This window comes from Campylobacter sp. GB48 (genome assembly GCF_049221845.1).
Classification (GTDB): Bacteria; Campylobacterota; Campylobacteria; order Campylobacterales; family Campylobacteraceae; genus Campylobacter_D; species Campylobacter_D lari_C.
In genome coordinates, this window is record NZ_JBMJAR010000003.1 from 40,023 (window position 1) to 62,019 (window position 21,997).

The window sequence follows — 21,997 nt, forward strand, 5'->3', positions numbered from 1 at the left end:
TAAAAAATAAATTTATAAAATTTGATTTAACATAATGATAATAATCGCAACAGGCGCAACAAATCTAAGTAAAAAATACCATACTTCAAAAACAGCCTTACTCATAAATTTAGAAAATAAATTATAGATTTTCATTTTATCTACAAAAAATCCCACAAAAATAGCACTTGCAATAGCTCCAAGTGGGAGCATAAAATTAGAAGTTAATTTATCCAAAATATCAAAAAAACTTAAACCAAAAAAGCTAAAGCTAACTCCATAACTAGCACTAAAAGATAAAATACAACTCATCCCTAAAAGAAAAACCACAAAACCTATAAAAACCAAAGCTTTTTTTCTTGAAATTTTATATTCATTCACAAGATAAAAAGTAAAAGGTTCTATCATAGAAACTGCTGAAGTAATCCCTGCAAAAAATAAAGCTAAGAAAAAATAAAAGGCTAAAAAATGTCCAAAAATAGTGTCTAAATTAGAAAACAAAGTTGTTAAAGATATAAATACAAGTCCAGCACCTTCTGCGGGATTGGCATTAAATTTAAATATAAAAGTAAATACAATAAGCCCCATCATTAAACCTATGCTAATATTTAAAAGTACAATTACAATTGAACTTGTAATTAAATTTGTATCATCTTTTAATGAAGCTGCATAAGTAGTAATACAACCTATACCCAAACATAAAGTAAAAAAAGCAAGACCTAAAGCCGTTAAAACCGAGTTTAAACTAAGCTTAGTAAAATCAGGATAAAACAAATAAGCAAAAGCTTCCTTAAAACCATCTTGAAAAAAACAATACACTAGCATTAAAACAAGCATAATAAACAAACTTGGCATAATCCAAACATTGAGTTTTTCTATACCACTTTTAACCCCTCTTGAAACAATAAACAAGGTAAGAAAAAAAGCAATTAAAAAATACAAACTACTTTCTAAAATACTATTTTGTATTAAATTTCCAAATAAAGCTCCTGCTTCTTGGGTATTGCTAGGCAAATAATAAATCGAAGTTATCATGTATTTTAAAACCCAACCCATAATAACAAGATAAAAAGATAATACAAAAATTCCACCGAGCATAAAAAATCCCGCAAATTTCCATTTTTGAGCATATTTAGTTGCCAAGCTTTTATAAGCATTAACAGGATCACTTTGACTTAATCTTCCCATAGCAATTTCAGCCAAAAATACACAAAATCCTATACTAATAGTCAAAAGCAAATACAAAAGTACAAAGGCAAAGCCTCCATTTTGCCCTACTAAGGTTGGAAATTTCCAAGCATTTCCAAGTCCTATAGCCCCGCCTGCAACGGCTAAAACAAAACCTATTTTAGAAAATTTATCATTCATATTAATGCCTTAGAAAAAAAGCTGTCTAGCCATGATTAAAATCACTGCTAATGGAGAAATATATCTTAAAAAGATATACCAAATCTCAAAATATATCCCGCGCATAAATGGTTGAAATAAAATTTGTAAAGCTTCTTTTTTAAGCACAAAACCCACAAAAAATGCTGTAATTAAAGCAGAAATTGGCATTAATAAATTTTGTATGAAAAAGTCCAAAATATCAAAAAAACTTTTTCCAAAGAAATTTAAACTTGGCGCACTTACATGATAAAAAGAAAGTATAGATAAACTTCCAAGAAAATAAACAATCACACCTACAAAAACCAAAGCTTTTTTTCTTGAAATTTGATAACGATTTATAAGATAAAAAGTAAAAGGTTCTATCATGGAAATAGCCGAAGTAATTCCTGCAAAAAACAATGCGATAAAAAAGGCTATAGCTAAAATATTTCCTAAAAATCCTAATTTTGCAAAAAGTGTTGTTAGTGATATAAATATAAGCCCTGGACCTTGTTGGGTAGGATCAGCTCCAAATTCAAATATAAAAGTAAATACAATAAGCCCCATCATTAAGCCAATGATAGTATTAATAATGATAATATTTAAAGCACTACTTATAAAATTTGTTTTATCAGGCAAGCTTGCTGCATAAGTTAAAATCACACAAACACCCAAAGACATACTAAAAAATGCAAGCCCTAGCGCATCTAATATAGAATTAACACTTAATTTTGAAAAATCAGGCACAAACAAAAACTCACTCGCTTTAGAAAAACCATCCATACTAAAAGAATACCCAAGCATTAAAATAAGCAGTATAAATAAACTTGGCATCATCCAAACATTGAGTTTTTCTATACCACTTTTAACACCTTTTGATACTACATAAAAAATCACTATAAATACAAAAGTAAAACATATAAATTGAGATAAAACATCATTAGAAAGTAAATTTCCAAAAATAGCGCCTGCTTCATTTGTATCTTTAGGTAGTTCAAAAAACCCAAAATAAGCATATTTTGCTATCCAACCTATAACAACACTATAAAAAGACACTAAAATAATAGCACCAAGCATAAAAAATCCCGCAAATGACCAAGCTTTTTTGTTCTTTGGTGCTAAAGTATGATAAGCATTTACAGGATCTTTTTCACTAAGTTTTCCTATGCTAAGTTCGGCTAAAAATATCACAAAAGCCACACCTAAGGTTAAAAGCAAATACACCACTACAAAAGCTGATCCGCCATTATTACCTACTAAAGTTGGAAATTTCCAAGCATTTCCAAGCCCAACAGCTGAACCTGCCACTGCTAATACAAAACCTATCTTAGAAAATTTTTCATTCATCTTTTAACCTTAAAAAAATAATTGTTTTGCCATGATTAAAATCACCGCTAAAGGTGAAATATATCTTACAAAAAAATACCAACACTCAAAGTATTTACCCCTCATATAAGGATAAAATAAAGTTTGCAACGCTTCTTTTTTAAGTACAAAACCCACAAAGATTGCACCAAATAATCCACCCAAAGGCATCATTAAATTTGAAGCTATAAAATCCAATATATCAAAAAAACTTTTTCCAAAAAATTCTAAAGAATCTTTACTCCACTCAATTCCTGATAAAATGCACAAACTTCCCAAAAAATATACAATGAAAGCTATAAAAACCAAAGCTTTTTTTCTTGTAAAATTATAAGAATTAATTAAGTAAAAAGTTAAAGGCTCTATCATGGAAACTGCTGAAGTAATCCCTGCAAAAAACAATGCAATAAAAAAAGCTACAGCTAAAACATTTCCCAAAGGCAAGAAACCGATTGGATCAATATTTGAAAATAAACTCATTAAAGATACAAAAATCAAACCTGGACCTTGCTGAGCTGGATCTCCGTTAAATTCAAATATAAAAGTAAATACAATAAGCCCCATCATAATACCAATAATAATATTAATAATAATAATATTAATAGTACTTGTAATAAAATTTGTTTTATCTGATAAACTTGCAGAATAAGTTATAATCGAGCCCACTCCAATAGATAAAGAAAAACAAGCAAGTCCTAAAGCACTCAAAAACGCTCCCACACTAAGCTTAGAAAAGTCCGGAGAAAACAAAAACTCACTCGCTTTAGAAAAACCATCCATACTAAAAGAATACCCAAGCATTAAAATAAGCAGTATAAATAAACTTGGCATCATCCAAACATTGAGTTTTTCTATACCACTTTTAACACCTTTTGATACTACATAAAAAATCACTATAAATACAAAAGTAAAACATATAAATTGAGATAAAACATCATTAGAAAGTAAATTTCCAAAAATAGCGCCACTTTCTTCTATGCTTTTTGGTAAAGGAAAAAATCCAAAATAAGCATACTTCACAATCCATCCTATAATCACACTATAAAAAGAAACAATTAAAATAGCACCTATTAGTGAAAAACCGACTATAGACCAAGCTCTTTTATGTTTTGGTGCTAAAGTATAATAAGCATTTACAGGATCTTTTTCACTAAGTTTTCCTATGCTAAGTTCGGCTAAAAATATCACAAAACCTACTCCCAAAGTCAAAAGTAAATACAAAAGCACAAAGGCTGAGCCTCCATTTTGTCCTACTAAGGTTGGGAATTTCCAAGCATTTCCAAGTCCAACAGCTGAACCTGCTACTGCTAATACAAAACCTATTTTAGAAAATTTTTCATTCATAAAAATAACCTTAAAAATTTTATAAACATCATGAAAAATATTTAATGTAGCTAAAAAAAACTTTAATTTATTTTAAAATACGCTTATTAATTTAAATTTCAATAATTTTAAAGCTATATTCATATATAATTTCACCTTTATAAATCACGAGTAGGGATACGCAAGCCGAAAGGATTTAAATTTTTATAAGGAAAAACTATGAAAAAAATCGTATTTTTAATGCTAGCTTTAAGCGGTTTTGCATTTGCAGCTGAAGGTTCTATGAATCAATGGTTAGCTTCTTTTTCTATCTTAGCAGCAGGTTTAGGACTTGGTGTTGCAGCTTTAGGTGGAGCTATCGGTATGGGTAACACTGCAGCAGCAACTATAGCAGGTACTGCTAGAAATCCTGGTCTTGGTGGTAAATTAATGACTACTATGTTTATTGCTTTGGCGATGATTGAAGCTCAAGTTATTTATGCACTTGTTATTGCTCTTATCGCTCTTTATGCTAATCCATTCCAAGCATTAGTAGCAGCTTAATTTTTAAGCCCTTTTAGGGCTTTATGCGGTTATGGTGGAATTGGTAGACACGCCATCTTGAGGGGGTGGTACGCTCAGCGTGTGCGAGTTCAAATCTCGCTAACCGCACCATTTCAAGGAATTTTAAAAAATGGCTTTTTATCTCTTAATCAGCGCAATAGCTTTTTTAATTCTTTTCTTTGCTATTAAAAAATACACCTTAAAATTAGATGAGCAAACTTTGCTTGAACCCATAAAAAATGATATCTATCCCAAATTTTGCGATCTAATCAATGAAGAAATAAGAAATATCAAAAACAATCTTTTACAAAATGCTTTTACACTTCAAAATGAAAATCATAAAGATGAATTTTTAGAAAATTTAAGTAATATGAGTAGAAAACTTAACCATATTCAAACTATGAATTTAAGTAAAAAAAGCAATGCCTTATGGGAAGAAACTCTTTTTGAGTTTTTAAAAAAGCTTGAAAAACTCAATGAGCAGTACTTAAATGATAGTAATGAAATTAATGATTCAATAAGAACTTCTTTACAAGAAAAATTCTCTAATTTAACAAAAAGCTAATACAAGAAAATTATTTATTTTAAAAAAAATTATATAATTTATAATAGTATTAAAATAAAAGGAGTTATATGTTTACAAGTAAGAAAAAATTTAATGAACAAATTACTCAATTAGAGCAATCTAATCAAGCTTTTCAAGATATACTAAATGCTATCAGCAAAACCATGGCTATGATAGAATTTCAGATAGATGGGACTATTATTAGTGCTAATGAAAATTTTCTAAAAACTATGAATTACTCTCTAGATGAAATCAAAGGAAAACACCATAGTATGTTTTGCTTGCCTGAAGTTGTAAAATCACAACGTTATGTTGATTTTTGGAGAGATTTAAAAAGCGGTAAATCAAGAAACGGTCTTTTTAGACGTATTGCAAAAGGTGGAAAAGACATTTATCTTGAAGCTAATTATCTTCCTATTTTAAACCAAAATAACGAAGTATACAAAGTTATTAAATTTGCAAATGATATTACCCAAAGACACTATGAAATGCTTGATCTAAAAAATACCATAGATGCAACTAATCGCTCTATGGCTATCATTGAATTTAATCCTTATGGAGAAATTTTAAATGCTAATGAAAACTTCACTCAAACGATGGGTTATTCACTAAATGAAATCAAAGGAAAACACCATAGTATGTTTTGTGAGGAAAAGTTTAGAAACTCAAAAGAATACACAATTTTCTGGGAAGAGCTAAGAAGTGGTAAATTTCAATCAGGAAAATTCATACGCTTTGGTAAAAACAATAAGCTAATCCATTTAGAAGCTAGCTATAATCCAATTAAAAACGATGATGGAGAAATTTACAAAGTTATTAAATTTGCAACAGATATTACTGAGCAAGTTGTAAGAGATGAGGAAAAATTAAAACTTATCAGTGAATTAGCTGAGCAAAATGATAATTTAACTCAAGAAGGTGATAGCGTCATAGAAAATACGGTTCAAAATATTCAAGGCATTGCTGATATGATGAATAATAGTAGCAATTTAGTTTCTTCACTAAATGAGCAATCAGAGGAAATTAAAAATATTATTCAAACTATTAGTGATATAGCAGATCAAACTAATCTTTTAGCATTAAATGCTGCTATTGAAGCAGCACGTGCAGGTGAGCATGGTAGAGGTTTTGCTGTTGTTGCTGATGAAGTTAGAAATCTCGCAGAAAGAACTGGACATTCGGTAAATGAAATTACCACTACGATTAATTCTATTAGAAATGTAACTGCTGAAGTAGTACAAAGTATAAAAGATGGCTTAAGTGGCGTAAATCAAAGTGTAGATTTAGCTAAAGAAGCTAGAGACTGTATGGAAAAAATTAGAAACAGCTCAGCTCAAGTGGCACAAGCTATGCAAAATAAATAAAAAGTTTTTAGCTTAAATGCTAAAAACTTTTCCTGTTATAAAACTTTTCTCTACCTTGCCTTGCAAGATATCATTTACATATAAACCTTCTCCATTAAAAGAATAATTTTCATCAAACACAACCAAATCAGCATCAAAACCAGATTCTATTTTTCCTTTATTTAATCCTAAAAATTGCGCTTGATTGTAACTTGTAAAATCACATAATTCTTTCCAAGTTAAAATATTTTCTTTTATTAAATACGTAAAGCATAAACTCATATACATAGCTATGGCATTAACTCCAAAATCTGCTTCATCAAAAGCTAAATCTTTTTTAGAGCTAGGAGTATGTAAAGAACTTAAGAAAGTAATTTTTTTATCTTGAAGTAATTTTTTAAGGCTTATTAATTCATCTTTTGCTCTTAATGGAGGTAAGATTTTTGCTTGAGTGTTGAAATTTTCACATGCACTTTCATCCTTAACTAAATGATGGATTGAAATTTCACTATATTGATCATGCAATAATTCAAATGACCTTGTAATTGCTAAAGAGCTAAAACAAACTTTGTTTTTATAAAATTCCACTAGTTCTTTCATTTTTGCCACTTCACTAGTTTCAGCTATATTACTAATTCCTATTAGTCCTAATTCAAAGCTTGTTTGTCCATCATTCATCACTCCATGATCATCAAAACTCTCATCAAAACACTTTAAAAACACCGGAGTTGATTTCATATTAGCATATTGCATACATTGTCTTAAATAATTTGCACCTAAAGTACTTGAAAGCTCTAAGCCTTTTGCGCCCATATCAATTAAGGTAGCAATATTTTTTAATTTTTCTGTTTTATCTAATACATTAATAGTAGGTAAAATATTAATATTTAAAGATTTTAATTTATCAAAATAAAGCGCATAGCCTTGAGTGTTAGCTTCTAAACTATCTTTTAAAACAATAGTCCCCACCCCACCTTTTAAGCATGCTTTTTCAAGATTATATAATTTATCTATACTAAATTCATTATCAAGCAAACTAACATTTAAATCAATAAACGAAGGAAGTAAAGTCTTACCTTCTATATCAACAATATGCTCATCATCATTTAAATCATTAGCAATTTGAGTGATTTTTCCATCTTCTATTTTAAGATCAAGCTTTTGCTCACCATAAATTTTTGCATTTTTGATAATCATGATATTTCCTCCTTTGATGACATCAAATCTTTCAAAGATTCCCAAGCATTCTTACCCTCTAGCATTAAGACTACTTCGTTAACAATCGGGGTATAAATTTGAAATTGCTTTGATAAAGAATGTATAGCATAAGCAGTTTGCACTCCTTCGGCTACCTCGCCAAGTTCCATTAAAATATCTTTTATATTTTTACCACTAGCCAAACTTAAACCTACTCTATAATTTCTTGATAGATTGCTTGAAGCTGTTAAAAATAAATCTCCAGCCCCACTAAGTCCTAAAAAAGTTTCTTCTTTAGCGTTAAAAAATTGCCCAAAACGGTGCATTTCTACTAAGCCTCTTGAGACTAAAGAAGCTCTTGCATTATTACCTAAATTTAAGCCATCGCAAACCCCACTTGCAATTGCTAAAACATTCTTATATGCACCACAAATCTCAGCACCTTTAACATCAGAACTTGTATAAGTTTTAATATAATTTGGAAAAAAACTTGCAAATTGATTGCAAAGATCTTGATTTTTACCGCTAACAACCAAAGCACAAGGTTTTTTTTCTAGCACTTCACTTGCAAAAGAAGGACCACTTAAAAAACAAAGTCTATCACTACTTATAAACTCGCTAAAAACCTCATCCATAAATTTTAAACTTTTACAATCAATACCCTTAGAAGCTACAAGAATTTTTTGATTTAAATCTTTAAAATTATTTGTAAGCCACTCATGTATTCCTTGAGCATATAAAGCAAAAACTAAATATTCATATTCTAAAGCTTCTTTGGTGCTAACAAAATAAGAAAGATCTTTTTCATGAAAAGAAGTTATCACGCATTCATTTTTAACACTCAATGCATCATATAAAGCACTTCCCCATTTTCCTGCACCAATAACTGCTATTTTCATATTTAACCAAGTTTTGCTTTTAAAATTTCATTTACCTTGGCAGGATTAAATGCACCTTTACCCGCTTTCATTGCTTGACCAACAAAGAAACCAAAAAGTTTATCTTTACCACTTTTATATTCAGCTACTTTATCTTCATTGTTTGCTAAAATTTCATCTATAATCTTTTCAATAGCACCATCATCGCTTACTTGTTTTAAACCAAGTTTTTCAATAGCATCATCAATTTCAACTTCTGTATTTTCAAACACATAAGCTAAAATATCCTTACCTGCTTTAGCACTAATAACACCTTCTTCTATACGTTTGATCAAAATAGCTAATTTTTCTTGTTTTACAGGTGAGTTTTCTATAGTTAACTCACCTTTTAAAAGTCCCATTAACTCAGTCGTAAGCCAAGTAACACAAAGTTTTGGGTTTAATTTTTGAACAATTAAATACTCAAAATACCTACAAAGCTCCAATGAAGACACAATCACTTCACTATCACTTTCTTTAATACCTAATTCACTAACAAATCTAGTTTTCTTCTCATCAGGAAGTTCAGGTATATCTTGATTTAGCATTTCATCATCTAAAATTACAGGTAAAAGATCAGGATCAGGAAAATATCTATATTCAGCAGAGTCTTCTTTACCTCTCATACTTCTAGTAACTAAATTAACCGTATCAAATAATCTTGTTTCTTGTACAACTTCTTGTTCGTATTTTCCATCTTCCCAAGCTTCGCTTTGGCGTTTTACTTCATACTCAATCGCCTTTTGGATAAAACGAAATGAATTTAAGTTTTTAATCTCGACTCTAGTATAAAGCTTATCATCGCCCTTTGGACGAATACTAACATTAGCATCACATCTAAAACTACCTTCTTGCATATTTGCATCTGAAATATCTAAAAATCTTATAATAGAATGAAGCTTTTTCAAATAAGCCACTGCCTCATCAGAACTTCTAAGTTCAGGCTCACTAACGATTTCAAGCAAAGGCGTGCCTGCTCTATTTAAATCTACTTTTGAAAAATTGCTCTCATGTATATTTTTTCCTGCATCTTCTTCTAAATGAGCTCTGGTGATACCTATGCGTTTATTTTCTCCATTTACATTGATAAACAACTCGCCATTTTCTACTATAGGAATATCAAATTGCGAAATTTGATAAGCTTTTGGCAAATCAGGATAAAAATAATTTTTTCTATTAAAAATACTTTTTTTATTTATAGTTGCATTAACTGCTTTTCCAAATGCTATAGCTTTTTTCACTGCTTCTTGATTTAATACAGGTAAAGCACCCGGTAAAGCTAAACATATTGGGCATACATTAGTATTTGATTTTTCTCCAAAAGAAGTCGCACATGAGCAAAAGATTTTTGTTTTTGTATTTAATTGTGCATGAACTTCAAGTCCTATAACAACTTCAAACATTAAAATTTTCCTTAGAATTTTTTGATTATTCTAGCGTTTTTTATTTCAAAAAGAGTTTAAAAAAGAATAAAAGAAGAAGATTAAAAAAAAGAAAAAGCAAAAAAATATTTTTGCTTTTTCAATATTAATGATGTTCATCAACTACAGTTGCACCTGCTAAATAAACATAAGTTAAAATCATAAAAATAAAAGATTGCAAAAATGCCATAAAAGTTAAAAGCATATAAGCAGGTAGTGGTGCAACCCAAGGCACAAGAGCTAAAATAACTGCTAAGAATAAATCATCCCCCTTGATATTACCAAATAAACGGAAAGATAAAGAAATAACTCTTGAAATATGAGAAACCACTTCTATAGGAAACATTAAAGGTGCTAGAATTTTCACAGGTCCCATAAAGTGTGCAAAATATTTAAAAAATCCTTGAGTTCTAATACCTTCAAAATGATAATATACAAATACTATAATAGCTAAAGTTGCACTAAAATTTAAACTAGCACTTGGAGCCTCAAAACCTGGTATAATCCCTATAATATTACTAAAAAACACCATAAAACCTATAGTTGCAACTAAAGGTAAATATCTTCTAGCAGCTTCATCACTACCCATAGTATCTCTACCCATACTTAGAATGCCTTCCATATAAGCTTCAGCTAAATTCTGACTACCTCTTGGAACAATTTGCATGGATCTTGTAGCAAGTTTTGCTAAAATCAAAGAAATCACAACTACTATACCTAAGTGAAAAAAGTATGCAAAAGTGTGACTAGAATCTATAAAAGAACTAAATAAAAATAAATCTTTCATTAAAAATCCTTAGCAGAATAAATATTTCAAAGCTAATATTATAGAAAAAAATTGCTTATATTTTAATGAAAATTCATTTTATTAGCGCAAAAATATCCACCCAAAATCGCACCTGTAAAACCACCGCCAGGAAATATAAAAGCATTGGCAAAATACAAATTTTCTACACTTTTGCTTTTATAATGTAATCTGTATTTAGTTCCTTCTTGATCTTGAGAAAATCCATAAATTGCACCCTCATAAGCTTTAGTATATCTTTGTATAGTTTTTGGAGTGGCTAATTCTTGATGGATTAAGTATGAGCTTAAATTCGGAAAAATCTCATCTAGTCTTTGTACTATAGCTTTTAACACTTCTTCTTTTTTAGCTTTATAATCTTGCTTATTTAAATCCCATTCTTGATAATTTGAACTAAAAGCTACAACACTTATATATTTATCGCTAGCTAAGCCACTATCAACCTTAGAATAATTTACAAAAGCCATAGGTCTTTTTTTGATATCTAGTTTTAAAATATTAGTATTTTCATATGAACTATTTAAAAAATCATCTTCAAATATAAAATTACAATAATCCATATTTTCATAAATTTTAGAAATATCTTTATCATAAATAAAATAAGCACTTACCAAAGAACAAGCACGCTTTTTAGATTCTATTGCTTTGATTTCTTGGGTTAAATTTAAATCTTTAAGCAAGTCTTTATATACGATTAAAGGATCGCAATTAGCAATAATTTTTTGTGCATAAACCGTGTGAGTTTCATTTTTATGAGTATATTCTACTCCATAAGCTTTTTGATCTTTTGTGAGTATTTTAACAACTTCAGCCTTGGCTAAAACCTGCCCTTGATTTTCTTTGATAACCTCAGCCAGAGCATCACTTAAAGCTTGTGAGCCACCTTTAATGTATACTCCGCCATCGTAATAATGTTTTTGCGCCATAGCATGATAAGAAAAAATAAATTCTTTACTATCATGATGATAATAACTTAAATTTGCATTTAAAATCTTTTTTAGCTTATCATTTTTAATATAAGTGTTTAAAACATCATAAACTTTTTTATTAAGCAATCTATTTTTAATAAATATCCAAGCAGTGCTAAATGGAAATAACAATAACTCGCTTAATTTTAAATCCCAAGGAAATCTTCGAATAGCATAAGCTTGCAATCTTATAGCTTTAAAATATTTATCTATACCTTTACTTTCTTGTGGAAATTCCTTTTTTAAAACCTCTTTTACTTTTTCTATACCGTGAGGTAAAGTTAGATTATAATTTTTACTTTTAATGCTCCAAGCACTTGGTAAAGGTAAAATTTCAATTTTATTCTTTATACCAAGCTTTTCAAAAACCAAATGCTTCATGTCAGTTTTTGCTTCACCTAAATCCATCTCATGAAGTCCCGCATCAATCAAAGCGCCTTTTCTTTTGAAACAAGTAGCGCAACCACCGATTAAAGAATGCTGCTCTAAAACTAAAACTCTTTTACCATTTCTAGCTAAAAAAGCACCCGCACTTAAGCCCCCAAGACCTGAACCTATAATAACTACATCAAATTTTACATCCATTCTAAAACCTCACGTAATTCTTTGGCTACAAAACATTTTAAACTAAGATCTTCCATAGGCTTAACCGGCACTATGGCATTTTTAAATTTTTGCATTTTAGCTTCTTTTAAACGCACATCAAGTGAAAATACTTCTTTGATTTCACCATTTAAGCTAAGCTCACCTATAAAAACACTATCTTTACTTAAAGGGCGGTTTTTAAAACTTGAAATAATAGCCGCAACTACTGCTAAATCTGCCGCAGTTTCACTAATTTTCACCCCACCACTTACATTAATAAAAACATCATAGTGTCCCAAAGGAATTTCAAGCTTTCTCTCAAGTAAAGCTATGAGCATATCTAAACGGTTTTTTTCATAACCTGTTGCGCTGCGTTTTGGATAAGCACTCTCACAAACTAAGGCTTGAATTTCTAGCACTAAAGCTCTACTTCCTTCCATTACCACGCTTAAAGCACTACCACTTACTGCCTTACCACGCGTAAAAAATCTATTAGCTATGTCTTTAGCACTAATTAAACCCTTAGAAGTCATTTCAAAAATACCAACTTCAGAAATATTTCCAAAACGATTTTTAAAACCTCTTAAAATTCTTATTTCTTTATTAGCATCACCTTCAAAATAAAGCACTACATCTACCATATGCTCTAAAATTCTAGGTCCAGCTATAGCTCCATCTTTAGTAATATGCCCTATGATAAAAGTGCTAATATTATTAGCTTTAGAATAGCGCATTAACTCAAAAGTAATTTCTCTAACTTGAGTGATACTACCTGCTGCTGAAGTAATTTTATTAGAATATAAAGTTTGTATAGAATCGATAATCAAAATTTCATAATCTTTTTTAGAAAGCTCACTTAAAATATCTTCCAAGCAAAGCTCTGTGAGCAAAAATAAATTTTCACAATTTGCATTCAAGCGATCTGCACGCAGTTTGATTTGAGATTTACTCTCTTCACCACTTACATAAAGTACTTTTTTACCACCTTTAGCTAGATTTGAAGCAATCTTTAGCAAAAGCGTAGATTTTCCAACTCCTGGGGAACCTCCTATCAATACCAAAGAGCCCACAACAAGCCCACCGCCTAAAACTAAATCAAGCTCATTATCATCAGTGCTTATACGTGTAAAATTTTCTGCCACAACATCGTTAATACATACAGCAGAACTTGGAGTGTTTGAAAGCGAGTTTAATTCTTTTAAAACTTTAATTTGTTCATGCTTTAACTCAACAAAACTATCCCAAGAACCACATTCAGGACATTTGCCTAGCCATTTGCTTTGTTGATTTCCACAAGCTTGACATTCAAATAAAATATGTTTTTTAGCCATAAATTACGCAAAAATCTCTTCAACTAAAGTTTTAACGTATTCATTAGGATTAAACTCATGAATTTGTCCTAGCTGCTCCCCTACCCCTACATATAAAATAGGAAGCTCAAGTTCTCTTGCTATGCTAAATAAAGCTCCACCTTTAGCGGTTCCATCAAGTTTTGTAATAATCACTCCATCAAGTTTTACTAAATCATTAAAAGCTTTTGCTTGCAAAATTCCTGCCACACCTTGAGTACCATCAAGCACAAGGATTTTTCTATGAGGAGCTCCTTGCATAGCTTTATCGCTTATGCGAACGATTTTTTCAAGCTCATTAGCAAGATTTTTTTGATTTTGCAAGCGTCCTGCTGTATCTAAAATAACCCTATCATAGTTTTTTGCTAAAGCTTTAGAAATAGCATCATAAGCGACTGCTGAAGGATCGTGTCCTTGTGAAGTAGCTATGATATCCATATCTAATTTTTGTGCCCATAATTTTAACTGCTCTATAGCTCCTGCCCTAAAAGTATCACAAGCTCCAAGTATAACTTTTTCGCCATTTTCTTTATGTAAATGCGCCATTTTAGCAATGCTTGTAGTCTTGCCCACTCCATTTACACCTAAAATCAAATCCACAAAAGGCTTGGCATTAGCAAGTTCTGGTCTATCGTAAATAAAATAAGTCCCCATAACACGCTCTAAATCGGCCTTTTTAACCTCATCATTTGGAGGAAGATAATAAATAATCTCCTCAACTATCTCATATGCCACATCAGCTTCTAAAAGCATTTCTTCAAGCAAATCTTTGGTAATGATTTTATTTGAAGCCTTAACTAAATGAATACTTTCTAAGGTTTTTTTCAAACCATTTTTTAAAAATCCAAACATTACATTATCGCTTTTTGTATATCTATATCTAACATTTCTTCAGGGATTATCCCTAAATACTCTTTAATCTTTTCGCCTTTTGCATTAAACAACACCATTGTTGGTATAGAACTGACATTTAAAACTTTAGAAAAAACAAAATTATTTTCTCCGATAACTACTGGAAATTTAATTTTTTCATCTTCTATAAAAGTTAATATTTCTTGCTCTTTATTTTCTTCCAAAAAAAGCGCTATTACTTCAAATTTTTCTTGATATTTGTTATTTAGATTATTTAAATGTGGAATTTGAGCCTTACAAGGTGCACACCAACTTGTAAAAAAAACAAACAACTTAGCTTTAGCCGTATCATCAAAATTAAATGCTTGCTCATGATATTTCACATACATTTTTCTACCATCTAAAAATTTTAAAGTAAAATCAATATTTTCACTTTGAGTCAAACTCGCATTGTCTGTATTTTCAGTACTAGAATTTTCTTTATCACTAGAGCATGAAGCAAAAAATACCGCGATAAAAATTACTAAAAAAATTTTAAATTTCAATTCTTATCCTTATGATTTTTTAAGCTTAAAAGTATAACATAAAAAGTTAAAAACTTTAAGGAAAGCCTTGATAAAAAACAATTTTAGAATAAAACAAAAATCCAAAATGCATTTAAAATTAAAGTATCAATACAAAAGGGATTTTTTGGTTTTTCAAGAAATAATGAAAATTCTAAATTTATACAAAAATTGTAGAAATATCCTTATATATATCCCTTTAAAATATGAAATTAATCTTTATAAATTCAGACATTTTCTAACAAAAAAATATCAAATTTTCGTCCCATTTATGCAAGATAAAAGTTTAAAGGTAGTAAAATTAAGATTAGCTCTTGAAAAAAAGAGCTTTGGGGTGTATGAGCCAAAAGATTCTTTTTTGCAAACTCGCATTGATGTTGCAATTATTCCTGTAATAGGTGTAGATGCAAAATTAGGAAGAATCGGTCATGGTCAAGGTTTTTACGATAGGTTTTTTGAAAGCATTTCTTATAAAAAACCTTTGGTTATTTTTACGCAAATGATCGATGCAAAATCTGATCAATTTTTTAGCCAAGATCATGATATAAAAGGAAATTTTTATATAAACCCTTATAAAAAATATTTTAGGAAAGTTAAAAACAATGATAGAAATATTAGTCGCATTAATAGCCGTTTTTATAGGCGGAGGGATTGGGTATATAGTCGCCAAAAAGATTAATGATGCAAATTTCAATATCTTTTTAGAGCAAGCAAAAGCAAAAGCAAAAGCCATTGAATATGAAGCTGAATTAACACTTAAAGATGCTAGAAATTCAGTTTCAGAAGCTGAATTTGCTGCAAAGAAAAAATTCGATGAAAAAATTCAAAAATTACAAAAAGAGCATTCTATTAAATTAGAAGAACTCAATAAAAAAGAACAAAACCTTCATTATCAAGAAAAACTTCACGAAGAAAATAAAAATAAACTTGCAAAAGAACAACAAGCCATAAAAACTTTGTATGAAGAGAATGAAAATTTAAAACAAACTTATAAAAAAAAGCTCGACGAGGTATTAAAAATTCTTGAACATTCAGCTGGTCTAACTCAAGAGGAAGCAAGAAGCATAGTCTTAAATAAAATAGAAGAAAATTCAAGGGCTGAAATTGCACATATTGTCAGAAAATACGAAGAAGAAGCTAGAAACGAGGCTAAAAGAAAAGCTAATTTTATCTTAGCACAAGCCACTTCAAGATTTGCAGGAGAATTTGCTGCTGAAAGACTAATCAACGTGGTCAACATCAAAAATGATGAATTAAAAGGCCGTATCATAGGTAAAGAAGGAAGAAATGTCAAAACTTTAGAAATGGTTTTAGGTGTTGATATTATCATTGATGATACACCTGGAGCTATTATAGTAAGTTGTTTTAATCTTTATAGACGCGCTATTGCTACAAAGGTAATTGAACTCTTAGTTGAAGATGGAAGAATACAACCTGCAAAAATAGAAGAAATTTATGAAAAAGTCTGCAAGGAATTTGAGGATAATATCTTAGAAGAAGGGCAAACTATAGTAATGGATTTAGGGCTTAATAATATCCATCCTGAAATTGTTAAATTAATAGGAAAATTAAGATATAGAGCAAGTTATGGACAAAATGCACTAGCACATTCTTTAGAGGTAGCACACTTAGCTGGAATCATAGCAGCTGAATGTGGCGGTGATGAAAAACTAGCAAGAAGAGCTGGAATTTTACACGATATTGGCAAGGCTTTAACACATGAATTTGAAGGTTCACATGTAGATTTGGGAGCTGAACTTTGCAAAAGATACAAGGAACATCCTGTAGTGATTAATGCTATTTATGCTCATCATGGACATGAAGAGGCTACTAGTATAGAGTCAGCTGCAGTTTGCACAGCGGATACACTAAGCGCTGCGCGTCCTGGCGCAAGACGTGAGGTTTTAGAAGCCTTCTTAAAAAGAGTGAGTGAGCTTGAAGATATAGCAAAGAGCAAAGAAGGGGTTAAAAAAGCTTATGCTATTAATGCTGGTAGGGAGATTAGAGTTATTGTTAATGCAAAATTAGTCAATGATGATGAATCTGTGCTTTTAGCTAAAGAAATAGCTGAAGAAATTCAAGAAAAAGTACAATATCCTGGTGAAATAAAAGTCAATGTCATCAGAGAGCTTAGAGCTATTGATTTTGCAAGATAAGGTTTTTCATGCAAGAAATGATAGATAATCTAAGCACTTATGGCTATTTAATTTTATTTTTTTATTCCTTTGGTGGAGGTATGGTTGCTATACTTGCTGCAGGAGTACTTTGTGCAAGTTCTACCAAACTTGATTTACATTTGTGTATATTTTTAGCCTTTTTGGCTAATACCATAGGCTCAACTTTATTATTTATCTTGGGAAAATACTATAAAAAAGACATAATGCCTTATTTTAAAAATCATAGAAGAAAAATTGCTCTTGCTATGATGAAAATCAAAAAATACGGTGACTTACTTTTAGTGGTGCAAAAATTTATCTATGGAATAAAAACCATCATTCCTATAGCAGCAGGTCTTTGCAAATTTAGCTTTGTAAGATTTTTTATCATCAATACCTTAGCTAGTTTAATTTGGGCTGTTGTTTTAGGTTATGCTGGTTTTATTTTTGGAAATACCCTAAAAGAGGCTTTTGAAGTATTTACCAACTATCCTTACATAGCTCCTGTTTTTATAATCACTTTAATTTTTATTATATGGTTATATTTATCACGCTTTTCTAAGAAAAAATGAGTTTAAAATTCTCTATAAAAGAAACTTATAGAGAATTTTTTATTTTATTATTATGTTTTTTAGCAATTTTTAGTTTAAATTTCATCTATGAGTATAAAAAATATCAAAATTTTAAGCTTACTAAGCATTTATTACTTAAAGATAACATCGTTTTATCTTCTTATGAAAAAACTAATAAAAAAGGTAAAAAATATCAAGTTTTAAAACTTAAAAATTCTGATTTTATTTTTTACACTACTAGTTATAAAGATCTAAATTTAAGTAAAAATGATGTAATAAATCTTAGAATTATCACTAAAAATATTAACTTTAAAGATTATCTTAGTAAAAATTTTTATACACCAAGTTATGATTTTAACAAAACCAAAACACAAAAAGAAAATACCCTAATAAAGTATTTTTTAAATCAACATCAAAATGAAAAAATCAAAGAATTTTACGGGGCTTTATTTTTTGCCAAAAATGTATCAAGTGAGCTTAGAAATGATGTAAATTTTTATAATACCGCGCATTTAATTGCTATTAGTGGATATCATTTAGGCTTGTTATTTAGCTTTTGCTTTTTGATTTTTGCTCCTTTATACGCTTTTTTTCATAAACGATATTTTCCTTATAGAAGTTTAAAACTTGATATTAGTATTTTTGCTTTCTTACTTTTAATTTTGTATATATTTTTAATAGACTTTAGTCCTTCTTATACAAGAGCTTTACTGATGAGTCTTTTTGCTTTTTATTTATTTAGTAAAAATATTAAAATACTCAGTTTTAAATTTTTATTTTTAAGTATAGTCTTTTGCATTAGTATTTTTCCAAAACTTCTTTTTAGCGTTGGTTTTTTATTTTCTATTTTAGGGGTTTTTTATATTTATTTATATCTTCATCATTTTAAAGATCAATTTTCAAATTTTACTCACGTTTTTTTGCTAAATATCTGGACTTTTTTGGCAATGATTATTCCTGTATTATACTTTTTTCCTCTACTTAGCTTTCAGCAATTTTTAGCCATACCTTTAAGTTTAGTCTTTGCGGTATTTTATCCTTTGGTTTTAATCTTGCATATTTTTTCTTATGGAAACTTATTAGATTTATATTTAATGTATTTTTTTGAGTTTAAAATGCATGCGATTAATCTATCAATGCCTTTTGTATTTTATTGTATTTATTTAATTTTATCTTTAACCGCTATATTTAATAAATACTTAGCTCTTTTTGTAGTTTCTCTTGGGCTTATTCCCTTTATTTTCTTGATTTAAAAGCAAATAAGCCTTTAAACCCAAAAGATAAATAATCCAAGAAATGTAAATCCACAAAAAGAAAAACAATATCACAGAAAAAGAACCATATACATTTAAATAAGTTTTATTATATACAGCATAATATACAAAAATCATCTTAGAAATATACCAAATTACAGAAGCACCAAAAGAACTAATAAGTAAAGTTTTTAAATCACCTTTTTTACTTACTGAACTTGAATAAGAGACAAAAAATAAAGCCCATATAATCACATAAGGTAAAATCTCAAAAAAATTTAAAGCAATATTAAAATCATCTAAGGTTTTTTGTATAAAACCTGAAATATAAAAACTCACTCCAAGCCCAAGTGGGGTTAAGGTTGCTAAAGTCCAATAAGAACTTATACTATGCCAAAGACTTTTAGAATTTTCTTCTAAAAGCTTATTAATCACATAATCATAACCTGAAAAAAAAGCCAAAGAAGTCAAAGCCATAGCCAAAAGTCCTATAAGTCCTAAATTTACGCTGTTTTTTAAAAATGTATTGATGTATTGTATGATTAATTCTTGTTGAGTTGGGATTAAAAAAGTAAAAATTAAATTTTTAATTCTTTCTTGATAAATTTCAAAACTTGGAATTTGGGTAAAAACCCAAAAACACAAAAACAAAAGTGGTATTAAAGACAAGATAGTATAAAAACTCAAAGCCGCAGCATAATTTAAAATTTCTTTATCTCTTAAAGCTAAAAGAATTTTAAATAAGTTTTTAAAACTCATCAAAGTCCCATTTTGAAAGGATTAAGTATATTATTTGGATCAAATGCTTTTTTGATATTTCTCATTAAGTCCATTTCAGCTTCACTAAAAGCAAGCTTCATAAAAGGAGCTTTTGAAATGCCTATGCCATGCTCTCCACTTAAAGTCCCACCTAAAGAGACCGTAAGCTTAAACACCTCTTCCACAGCTTCATAACCTTTTTTAACTAATTCAGGATTGTTTTTGTCACTTACCATTACATTAGTATGCACATTCCCATCGCCAGTATGACCAAAACAAGGGATTTTAAAATCATATTTTTTAGAAATTTCAGCTATGCCTTTTAAAAGCTCAGGTAGTTTTGAACGTGGCACTGTAATATCTTCATTAAGTTTTAAATTTCCATACATTGCTATACTTTGAGAGCAATTTCTTCTAGCAAACCAAATATCAGCTACTTCTTGCTCATCTTTTGCTATTTTAAACTCTCTTACACCAGATTCATAAAAACTCTCTTGCAAGATTTTTAAATCTGTTTCCAAAGCCTCTTCTATATTACCATCTACATCAGCGATTAAAATCGCACCCGCATCCATAGGCAAGCCTTTTTGAAATTTTTGCTCTAATGCTTGTATGCTTAGTTGATCTAAAAATTCCATAGATACAGGGGTTACACCTTTAGCTAAAGTTTTATAAACTGCATTCATCGCTTCATCAATACTGTTAAAAATCCCCATAGCTGTCTTTTTAAACTTTGGCAAAGCAACTAGTTTTAATGTAATCTCACTAAGTACAGCCAAAGTTCCCTCACTTGCTATTAAAATTCCAGCTAGATTATAACCCGCTACATCTTTTATGGTTTTTTTGCCTGCTCTAATGATTTCTCCATTAGGTAAAACAGCTCTTAAAGCCATTACATAATCTTTAGTTATACCATACTTAGCAGCCCTCATACCCCCTGCATTTTCGCTTACATTTCCCCCTAAAGAAGAATACTCCATACTAGCAGGATCAGGTGGATAAAATAAGCCATATTCTTTTACTTTTTCTTGTAAAGCCATATTTATCACACCAGGTTGTACCACTGCAACTAAATTTTCAAGATCAATTTCTAAAATTTTATTCATATGTTTTTCAAAGCTTAGCACTACTCCACCATTAACAGCCAAGCTTCCACCGGTAAATCCGCTACCTGAACCCCTAGGAATAACGATGATTTTATTTTCATTGCAATATTTTAGAATTTGACTAATATCATTTTCATCTCTTGGGAAAAGCACTCCGTCAGGCAAATAATGCTTTTTAGTAGCATCATAGCTATATGCTCTTTTATGGATAGGATCAAAATGTGCATTTTCAACCCCTAAAAGATCTTGAAAGAATTTTTGATGAATTTCTTGCATTATTTTTCTCTAGTTAAGCTAATTAGTTTTTCATAATATACATAATAATTTCCAATAGCCTCATCATTTAAGCTAAAAATATCACTTTTATAACCTGTGATTCTTGAATAAAATGGAATTTGCAAACTTTGAGCTTGAGGTATGGCAAATTCTTCAATCTTGCCAAAGTCTTGACAATCAACTATCTCAGCTTTATTTTCTAAAGCTACTACTAAAAGCCCCACAGCATTTTTTGAACAAAAAGATCTAAAATCTGATCTTCTTGGAGTTTGGCGGTATTCTTGTATCATATGAGCACCAAATAAATCAGGGTGTAAAAAATAAATTCCATTTAATTTTTGTGCTATAAAATCATACACGCTTTTATCAGGAGCTATAATCAAAGCTCTATCATATAAATAATTCAAAACTATTTTATCGCCTACTTGTGGCAATACATTTGGTAAAGGCATAGCATCTTGAGCTAACATATCAAAAACTTTAAATTGTAATTTAACCAAACCATTTTCACGCCCTATCACACTAGCTCTTGCAATGATAGATTTTTGTGTATCAATTTCATGTACAACTATACCACTTGAGTGCAATAAAATCCTAGGATCATCTTTTATATAACCATAAATATCATCTACTTTTTCAAGTTTTGTTTGTATTAAATCAAAATTTTTAGCTTGTAAAAATGCTAAAAAACAGCAAAGCACTAAAATAATTCTTGACAATTTATACTCCTTA

General features: G+C 29.7%; 20 protein-coding genes, 1 tRNA gene and 2 pseudogenes. 9 read left to right on the forward strand and 14 right to left on the reverse strand.

What is annotated here, in order from left to right:
• Positions 1 to 12: 12 nt before the first annotated feature.
• Genes ACOTVC_RS02635 through ACOTVC_RS02645 form a run of 3 tightly spaced genes read right to left on the reverse strand, consistent with a single transcriptional unit; the run spans position 13 to position 4,056 of the window.
• The gene (locus ACOTVC_RS02635) at positions 13 to 1,347 is read right to left on the reverse strand and encodes a sodium-dependent transporter (RefSeq protein WP_087685388.1); all 1,335 of its coding nucleotides are present in this window, start codon (positions 1,345 to 1,347) and stop codon (positions 13 to 15) included.
• 9 nt (positions 1,348 to 1,356) lie between these two features.
• Complete coding sequence (locus tag ACOTVC_RS02640; protein ID WP_421627637.1) at positions 1,357 to 2,694, reverse strand: sodium-dependent transporter; 1,338 nt, start codon at positions 2,692 to 2,694, stop codon at positions 1,357 to 1,359.
• A gap of 9 nt (positions 2,695 to 2,703) precedes the next feature.
• Positions 2,704 to 4,056, reverse strand: a complete 1,353-nt coding sequence (locus ACOTVC_RS02645; protein WP_421627639.1) for a sodium-dependent transporter — start codon at positions 4,054 to 4,056, stop codon at positions 2,704 to 2,706.
• Positions 4,057 to 4,254: 198 nt separating this feature from the next.
• Here ACOTVC_RS02645 and ACOTVC_RS02650 point away from each other — a divergent pair, with 198 nt between their 5' ends.
• The 5 genes and pseudogenes from ACOTVC_RS02650 to ACOTVC_RS02670 form a co-directional block, all read left to right on the forward strand.
• Positions 4,255 to 4,578: a F0F1 ATP synthase subunit C gene (locus tag ACOTVC_RS02650; RefSeq protein ID WP_012661906.1), complete on the forward strand. Its 324-nt coding sequence runs from the start codon at positions 4,255 to 4,257 to the stop codon at positions 4,576 to 4,578.
• 25 nt (positions 4,579 to 4,603) lie between these two features.
• Positions 4,604 to 4,689 (forward strand) — tRNA-Leu (locus ACOTVC_RS02655).
• A 19-nt stretch (positions 4,690 to 4,708) separates the two neighbouring features.
• Positions 4,709 to 5,143, forward strand: coding sequence for a hypothetical protein (locus tag ACOTVC_RS02660; protein WP_039642066.1), 435 nt, complete (start codon positions 4,709 to 4,711; stop codon positions 5,141 to 5,143).
• A gap of 170 nt (positions 5,144 to 5,313) precedes the next feature.
• A pseudogene (locus tag ACOTVC_RS02665) lies at positions 5,314 to 5,979 on the forward strand (PAS domain-containing protein); the annotation flags it as partial.
• 102 nt (positions 5,980 to 6,081) lie between these two features.
• Positions 6,082 to 6,507: pseudogene (locus ACOTVC_RS02670) on the forward strand (methyl-accepting chemotaxis protein); the annotation flags it as partial.
• Positions 6,508 to 6,519: 12 nt separating this feature from the next.
• Here the strand turns inward: ACOTVC_RS02670 and ACOTVC_RS02675 are convergent.
• The 8 genes from ACOTVC_RS02675 to ACOTVC_RS02710 all read right to left on the reverse strand — a co-directional run bounded on the left by ACOTVC_RS02675 (position 6,520) and on the right by ACOTVC_RS02710 (position 15,125).
• The gene (locus ACOTVC_RS02675) at positions 6,520 to 7,683 is read right to left on the reverse strand and encodes a metal-dependent hydrolase (RefSeq protein ID WP_257935990.1); all 1,164 of its coding nucleotides are present in this window, start codon (positions 7,681 to 7,683) and stop codon (positions 6,520 to 6,522) included.
• Positions 7,680 to 8,582, reverse strand: a complete 903-nt coding sequence (locus ACOTVC_RS02680; RefSeq protein ID WP_115645986.1) for an NAD(P)H-dependent glycerol-3-phosphate dehydrogenase — start codon at positions 8,580 to 8,582, stop codon at positions 7,680 to 7,682. Before ACOTVC_RS02680 ends, ACOTVC_RS02675 begins: the two co-directional genes overlap by 4 nt.
• 2 nt (positions 8,583 to 8,584) lie before the next feature.
• Complete coding sequence (gene gatB, locus ACOTVC_RS02685; RefSeq protein ID WP_421627642.1) at positions 8,585 to 10,003, reverse strand: Asp-tRNA(Asn)/Glu-tRNA(Gln) amidotransferase subunit GatB; 1,419 nt, start codon at positions 10,001 to 10,003, stop codon at positions 8,585 to 8,587.
• 124 nt (positions 10,004 to 10,127) lie between these two features.
• On the reverse strand, positions 10,128 to 10,808 hold the full coding sequence (locus ACOTVC_RS02690; RefSeq protein WP_039618971.1) for a F0F1 ATP synthase subunit A: 681 nt from the start codon (positions 10,806 to 10,808) through the stop codon (positions 10,128 to 10,130).
• A 62-nt stretch (positions 10,809 to 10,870) separates the two neighbouring features.
• Positions 10,871 to 12,379: a phytoene desaturase family protein gene (locus tag ACOTVC_RS02695; RefSeq protein WP_421627644.1), complete on the reverse strand. Its 1,509-nt coding sequence runs from the start codon at positions 12,377 to 12,379 to the stop codon at positions 10,871 to 10,873.
• Complete coding sequence (radA, locus tag ACOTVC_RS02700; protein WP_214116038.1) at positions 12,370 to 13,710, reverse strand: DNA repair protein RadA; 1,341 nt, start codon at positions 13,708 to 13,710, stop codon at positions 12,370 to 12,372. The genes ACOTVC_RS02695 and radA overlap by 10 nt, the downstream gene beginning before the upstream one ends.
• 3 nt (positions 13,711 to 13,713) lie before the next feature.
• Entirely contained in the window at positions 13,714 to 14,580 is an 867-nt protein-coding gene (ftsY, locus tag ACOTVC_RS02705) for a signal recognition particle-docking protein FtsY (RefSeq protein WP_039642077.1), read from the reverse strand.
• Positions 14,580 to 15,125: a TlpA family protein disulfide reductase gene (locus ACOTVC_RS02710; RefSeq protein WP_039628786.1), complete on the reverse strand. Its 546-nt coding sequence runs from the start codon at positions 15,123 to 15,125 to the stop codon at positions 14,580 to 14,582. The genes ftsY and ACOTVC_RS02710 overlap by 1 nt, the downstream gene beginning before the upstream one ends.
• A gap of 67 nt (positions 15,126 to 15,192) precedes the next feature.
• On the opposite strand from ACOTVC_RS02710, the gene ACOTVC_RS02715 reads away from it, so the two are divergent.
• The 4 genes from ACOTVC_RS02715 to ACOTVC_RS02730 are packed head-to-tail and all read left to right on the forward strand — an operon-like array spanning position 15,193 to position 19,124.
• Positions 15,193 to 15,822, forward strand: a complete 630-nt coding sequence (locus tag ACOTVC_RS02715) for a 5-formyltetrahydrofolate cyclo-ligase (RefSeq protein ID WP_039642078.1) — start codon at positions 15,193 to 15,195, stop codon at positions 15,820 to 15,822.
• Positions 15,746 to 17,299, forward strand: coding sequence for a ribonuclease Y (gene rny, locus ACOTVC_RS02720; RefSeq protein WP_421627646.1), 1,554 nt, complete (start codon positions 15,746 to 15,748; stop codon positions 17,297 to 17,299). The genes ACOTVC_RS02715 and rny overlap by 77 nt, the downstream gene beginning before the upstream one ends.
• 8 nt (positions 17,300 to 17,307) lie before the next feature.
• Positions 17,308 to 17,871 carry a DedA family protein gene (locus ACOTVC_RS02725; RefSeq protein WP_214116036.1) on the forward strand — a complete coding sequence of 188 codons (564 nt, stop codon included), beginning with the start codon at positions 17,308 to 17,310 and terminating at the stop codon, positions 17,869 to 17,871.
• Positions 17,868 to 19,124 carry a ComEC/Rec2 family competence protein gene (locus ACOTVC_RS02730; RefSeq protein ID WP_214097844.1) on the forward strand — a complete coding sequence of 419 codons (1,257 nt, stop codon included), beginning with the start codon at positions 17,868 to 17,870 and terminating at the stop codon, positions 19,122 to 19,124. The genes ACOTVC_RS02725 and ACOTVC_RS02730 overlap by 4 nt, the downstream gene beginning before the upstream one ends.
• Here ACOTVC_RS02730 and ACOTVC_RS02735 read toward each other — a convergent pair.
• Genes ACOTVC_RS02735 through ACOTVC_RS02745 form a run of 3 tightly spaced genes read right to left on the reverse strand, consistent with a single transcriptional unit; the run spans position 19,071 to position 21,975 of the window.
• Positions 19,071 to 19,883, reverse strand: coding sequence for a ribonuclease BN (locus ACOTVC_RS02735; RefSeq protein ID WP_039642088.1), 813 nt, complete (start codon positions 19,881 to 19,883; stop codon positions 19,071 to 19,073). The two genes, ACOTVC_RS02730 and ACOTVC_RS02735, sit on opposite strands and share 54 nt — an antisense overlap.
• Positions 19,883 to 21,265 (reverse strand): FAD-linked oxidase C-terminal domain-containing protein, encoded by a 1,383-nt coding sequence (locus ACOTVC_RS02740; protein ID WP_214097843.1) that lies wholly within the window; start codon positions 21,263 to 21,265, stop codon positions 19,883 to 19,885. The genes ACOTVC_RS02735 and ACOTVC_RS02740 overlap by 1 nt, the downstream gene beginning before the upstream one ends.
• Entirely contained in the window at positions 21,265 to 21,975 is a 711-nt protein-coding gene (locus tag ACOTVC_RS02745; RefSeq protein WP_080754594.1) for a plasminogen-binding N-terminal domain-containing protein, read from the reverse strand. Before ACOTVC_RS02745 ends, ACOTVC_RS02740 begins: the two co-directional genes overlap by 1 nt.
• Positions 21,976 to 21,997 lie beyond the last annotated feature (22 nt).

Bases quoted from the DNA above. Each gene is read 5' to 3' on its own strand.
- rny (WP_421627646.1), top strand. From the start codon at position 15,746: ATGATAGAAATATTAGTCGCATTAATAGCCGTTTTTATAGGCGGAGGG.
- ACOTVC_RS02645 (WP_421627639.1), bottom strand. From the start codon at position 4,056: ATGAATGAAAAATTTTCTAAAATAGGTTTTGTATTAGCAGTAGCAGGT.
- ACOTVC_RS02660 (WP_039642066.1), top strand. From the start codon at position 4,709: ATGGCTTTTTATCTCTTAATCAGCGCAATAGCTTTTTTAATTCTTTTC.
- ftsY (WP_039642077.1), bottom strand. From the start codon at position 14,580: ATGTTTGGATTTTTAAAAAATGGTTTGAAAAAAACCTTAGAAAGTATT.
- ACOTVC_RS02650 (WP_012661906.1), top strand. From the start codon at position 4,255: ATGAAAAAAATCGTATTTTTAATGCTAGCTTTAAGCGGTTTTGCATTT.
- ACOTVC_RS02635 (WP_087685388.1), bottom strand. From the start codon at position 1,347: ATGAATGATAAATTTTCTAAAATAGGTTTTGTTTTAGCCGTTGCAGGC.
- ACOTVC_RS02640 (WP_421627637.1), bottom strand. From the start codon at position 2,694: ATGAATGAAAAATTTTCTAAGATAGGTTTTGTATTAGCAGTGGCAGGT.
- ACOTVC_RS02690 (WP_039618971.1), bottom strand. From the start codon at position 10,808: ATGAAAGATTTATTTTTATTTAGTTCTTTTATAGATTCTAGTCACACT.
- ACOTVC_RS02695 (WP_421627644.1), bottom strand. From the start codon at position 12,379: ATGGATGTAAAATTTGATGTAGTTATTATAGGTTCAGGTCTTGGGGGC.
- ACOTVC_RS02725 (WP_214116036.1), top strand. From the start codon at position 17,308: ATGCAAGAAATGATAGATAATCTAAGCACTTATGGCTATTTAATTTTA.
- ACOTVC_RS02730 (WP_214097844.1), top strand. From the start codon at position 17,868: ATGAGTTTAAAATTCTCTATAAAAGAAACTTATAGAGAATTTTTTATT.
- ACOTVC_RS02675 (WP_257935990.1), bottom strand. From the start codon at position 7,683: ATGATTATCAAAAATGCAAAAATTTATGGTGAGCAAAAGCTTGATCTT.
- ACOTVC_RS02735 (WP_039642088.1), bottom strand. From the start codon at position 19,883: ATGAGTTTTAAAAACTTATTTAAAATTCTTTTAGCTTTAAGAGATAAA.
- ACOTVC_RS02740 (WP_214097843.1), bottom strand. From the start codon at position 21,265: ATGCAAGAAATTCATCAAAAATTCTTTCAAGATCTTTTAGGGGTTGAA.
- radA (WP_214116038.1), bottom strand. From the start codon at position 13,710: ATGGCTAAAAAACATATTTTATTTGAATGTCAAGCTTGTGGAAATCAA.
- ACOTVC_RS02680 (WP_115645986.1), bottom strand. From the start codon at position 8,582: ATGAAAATAGCAGTTATTGGTGCAGGAAAATGGGGAAGTGCTTTATAT.
- gatB (WP_421627642.1), bottom strand. From the start codon at position 10,003: ATGTTTGAAGTTGTTATAGGACTTGAAGTTCATGCACAATTAAATACA.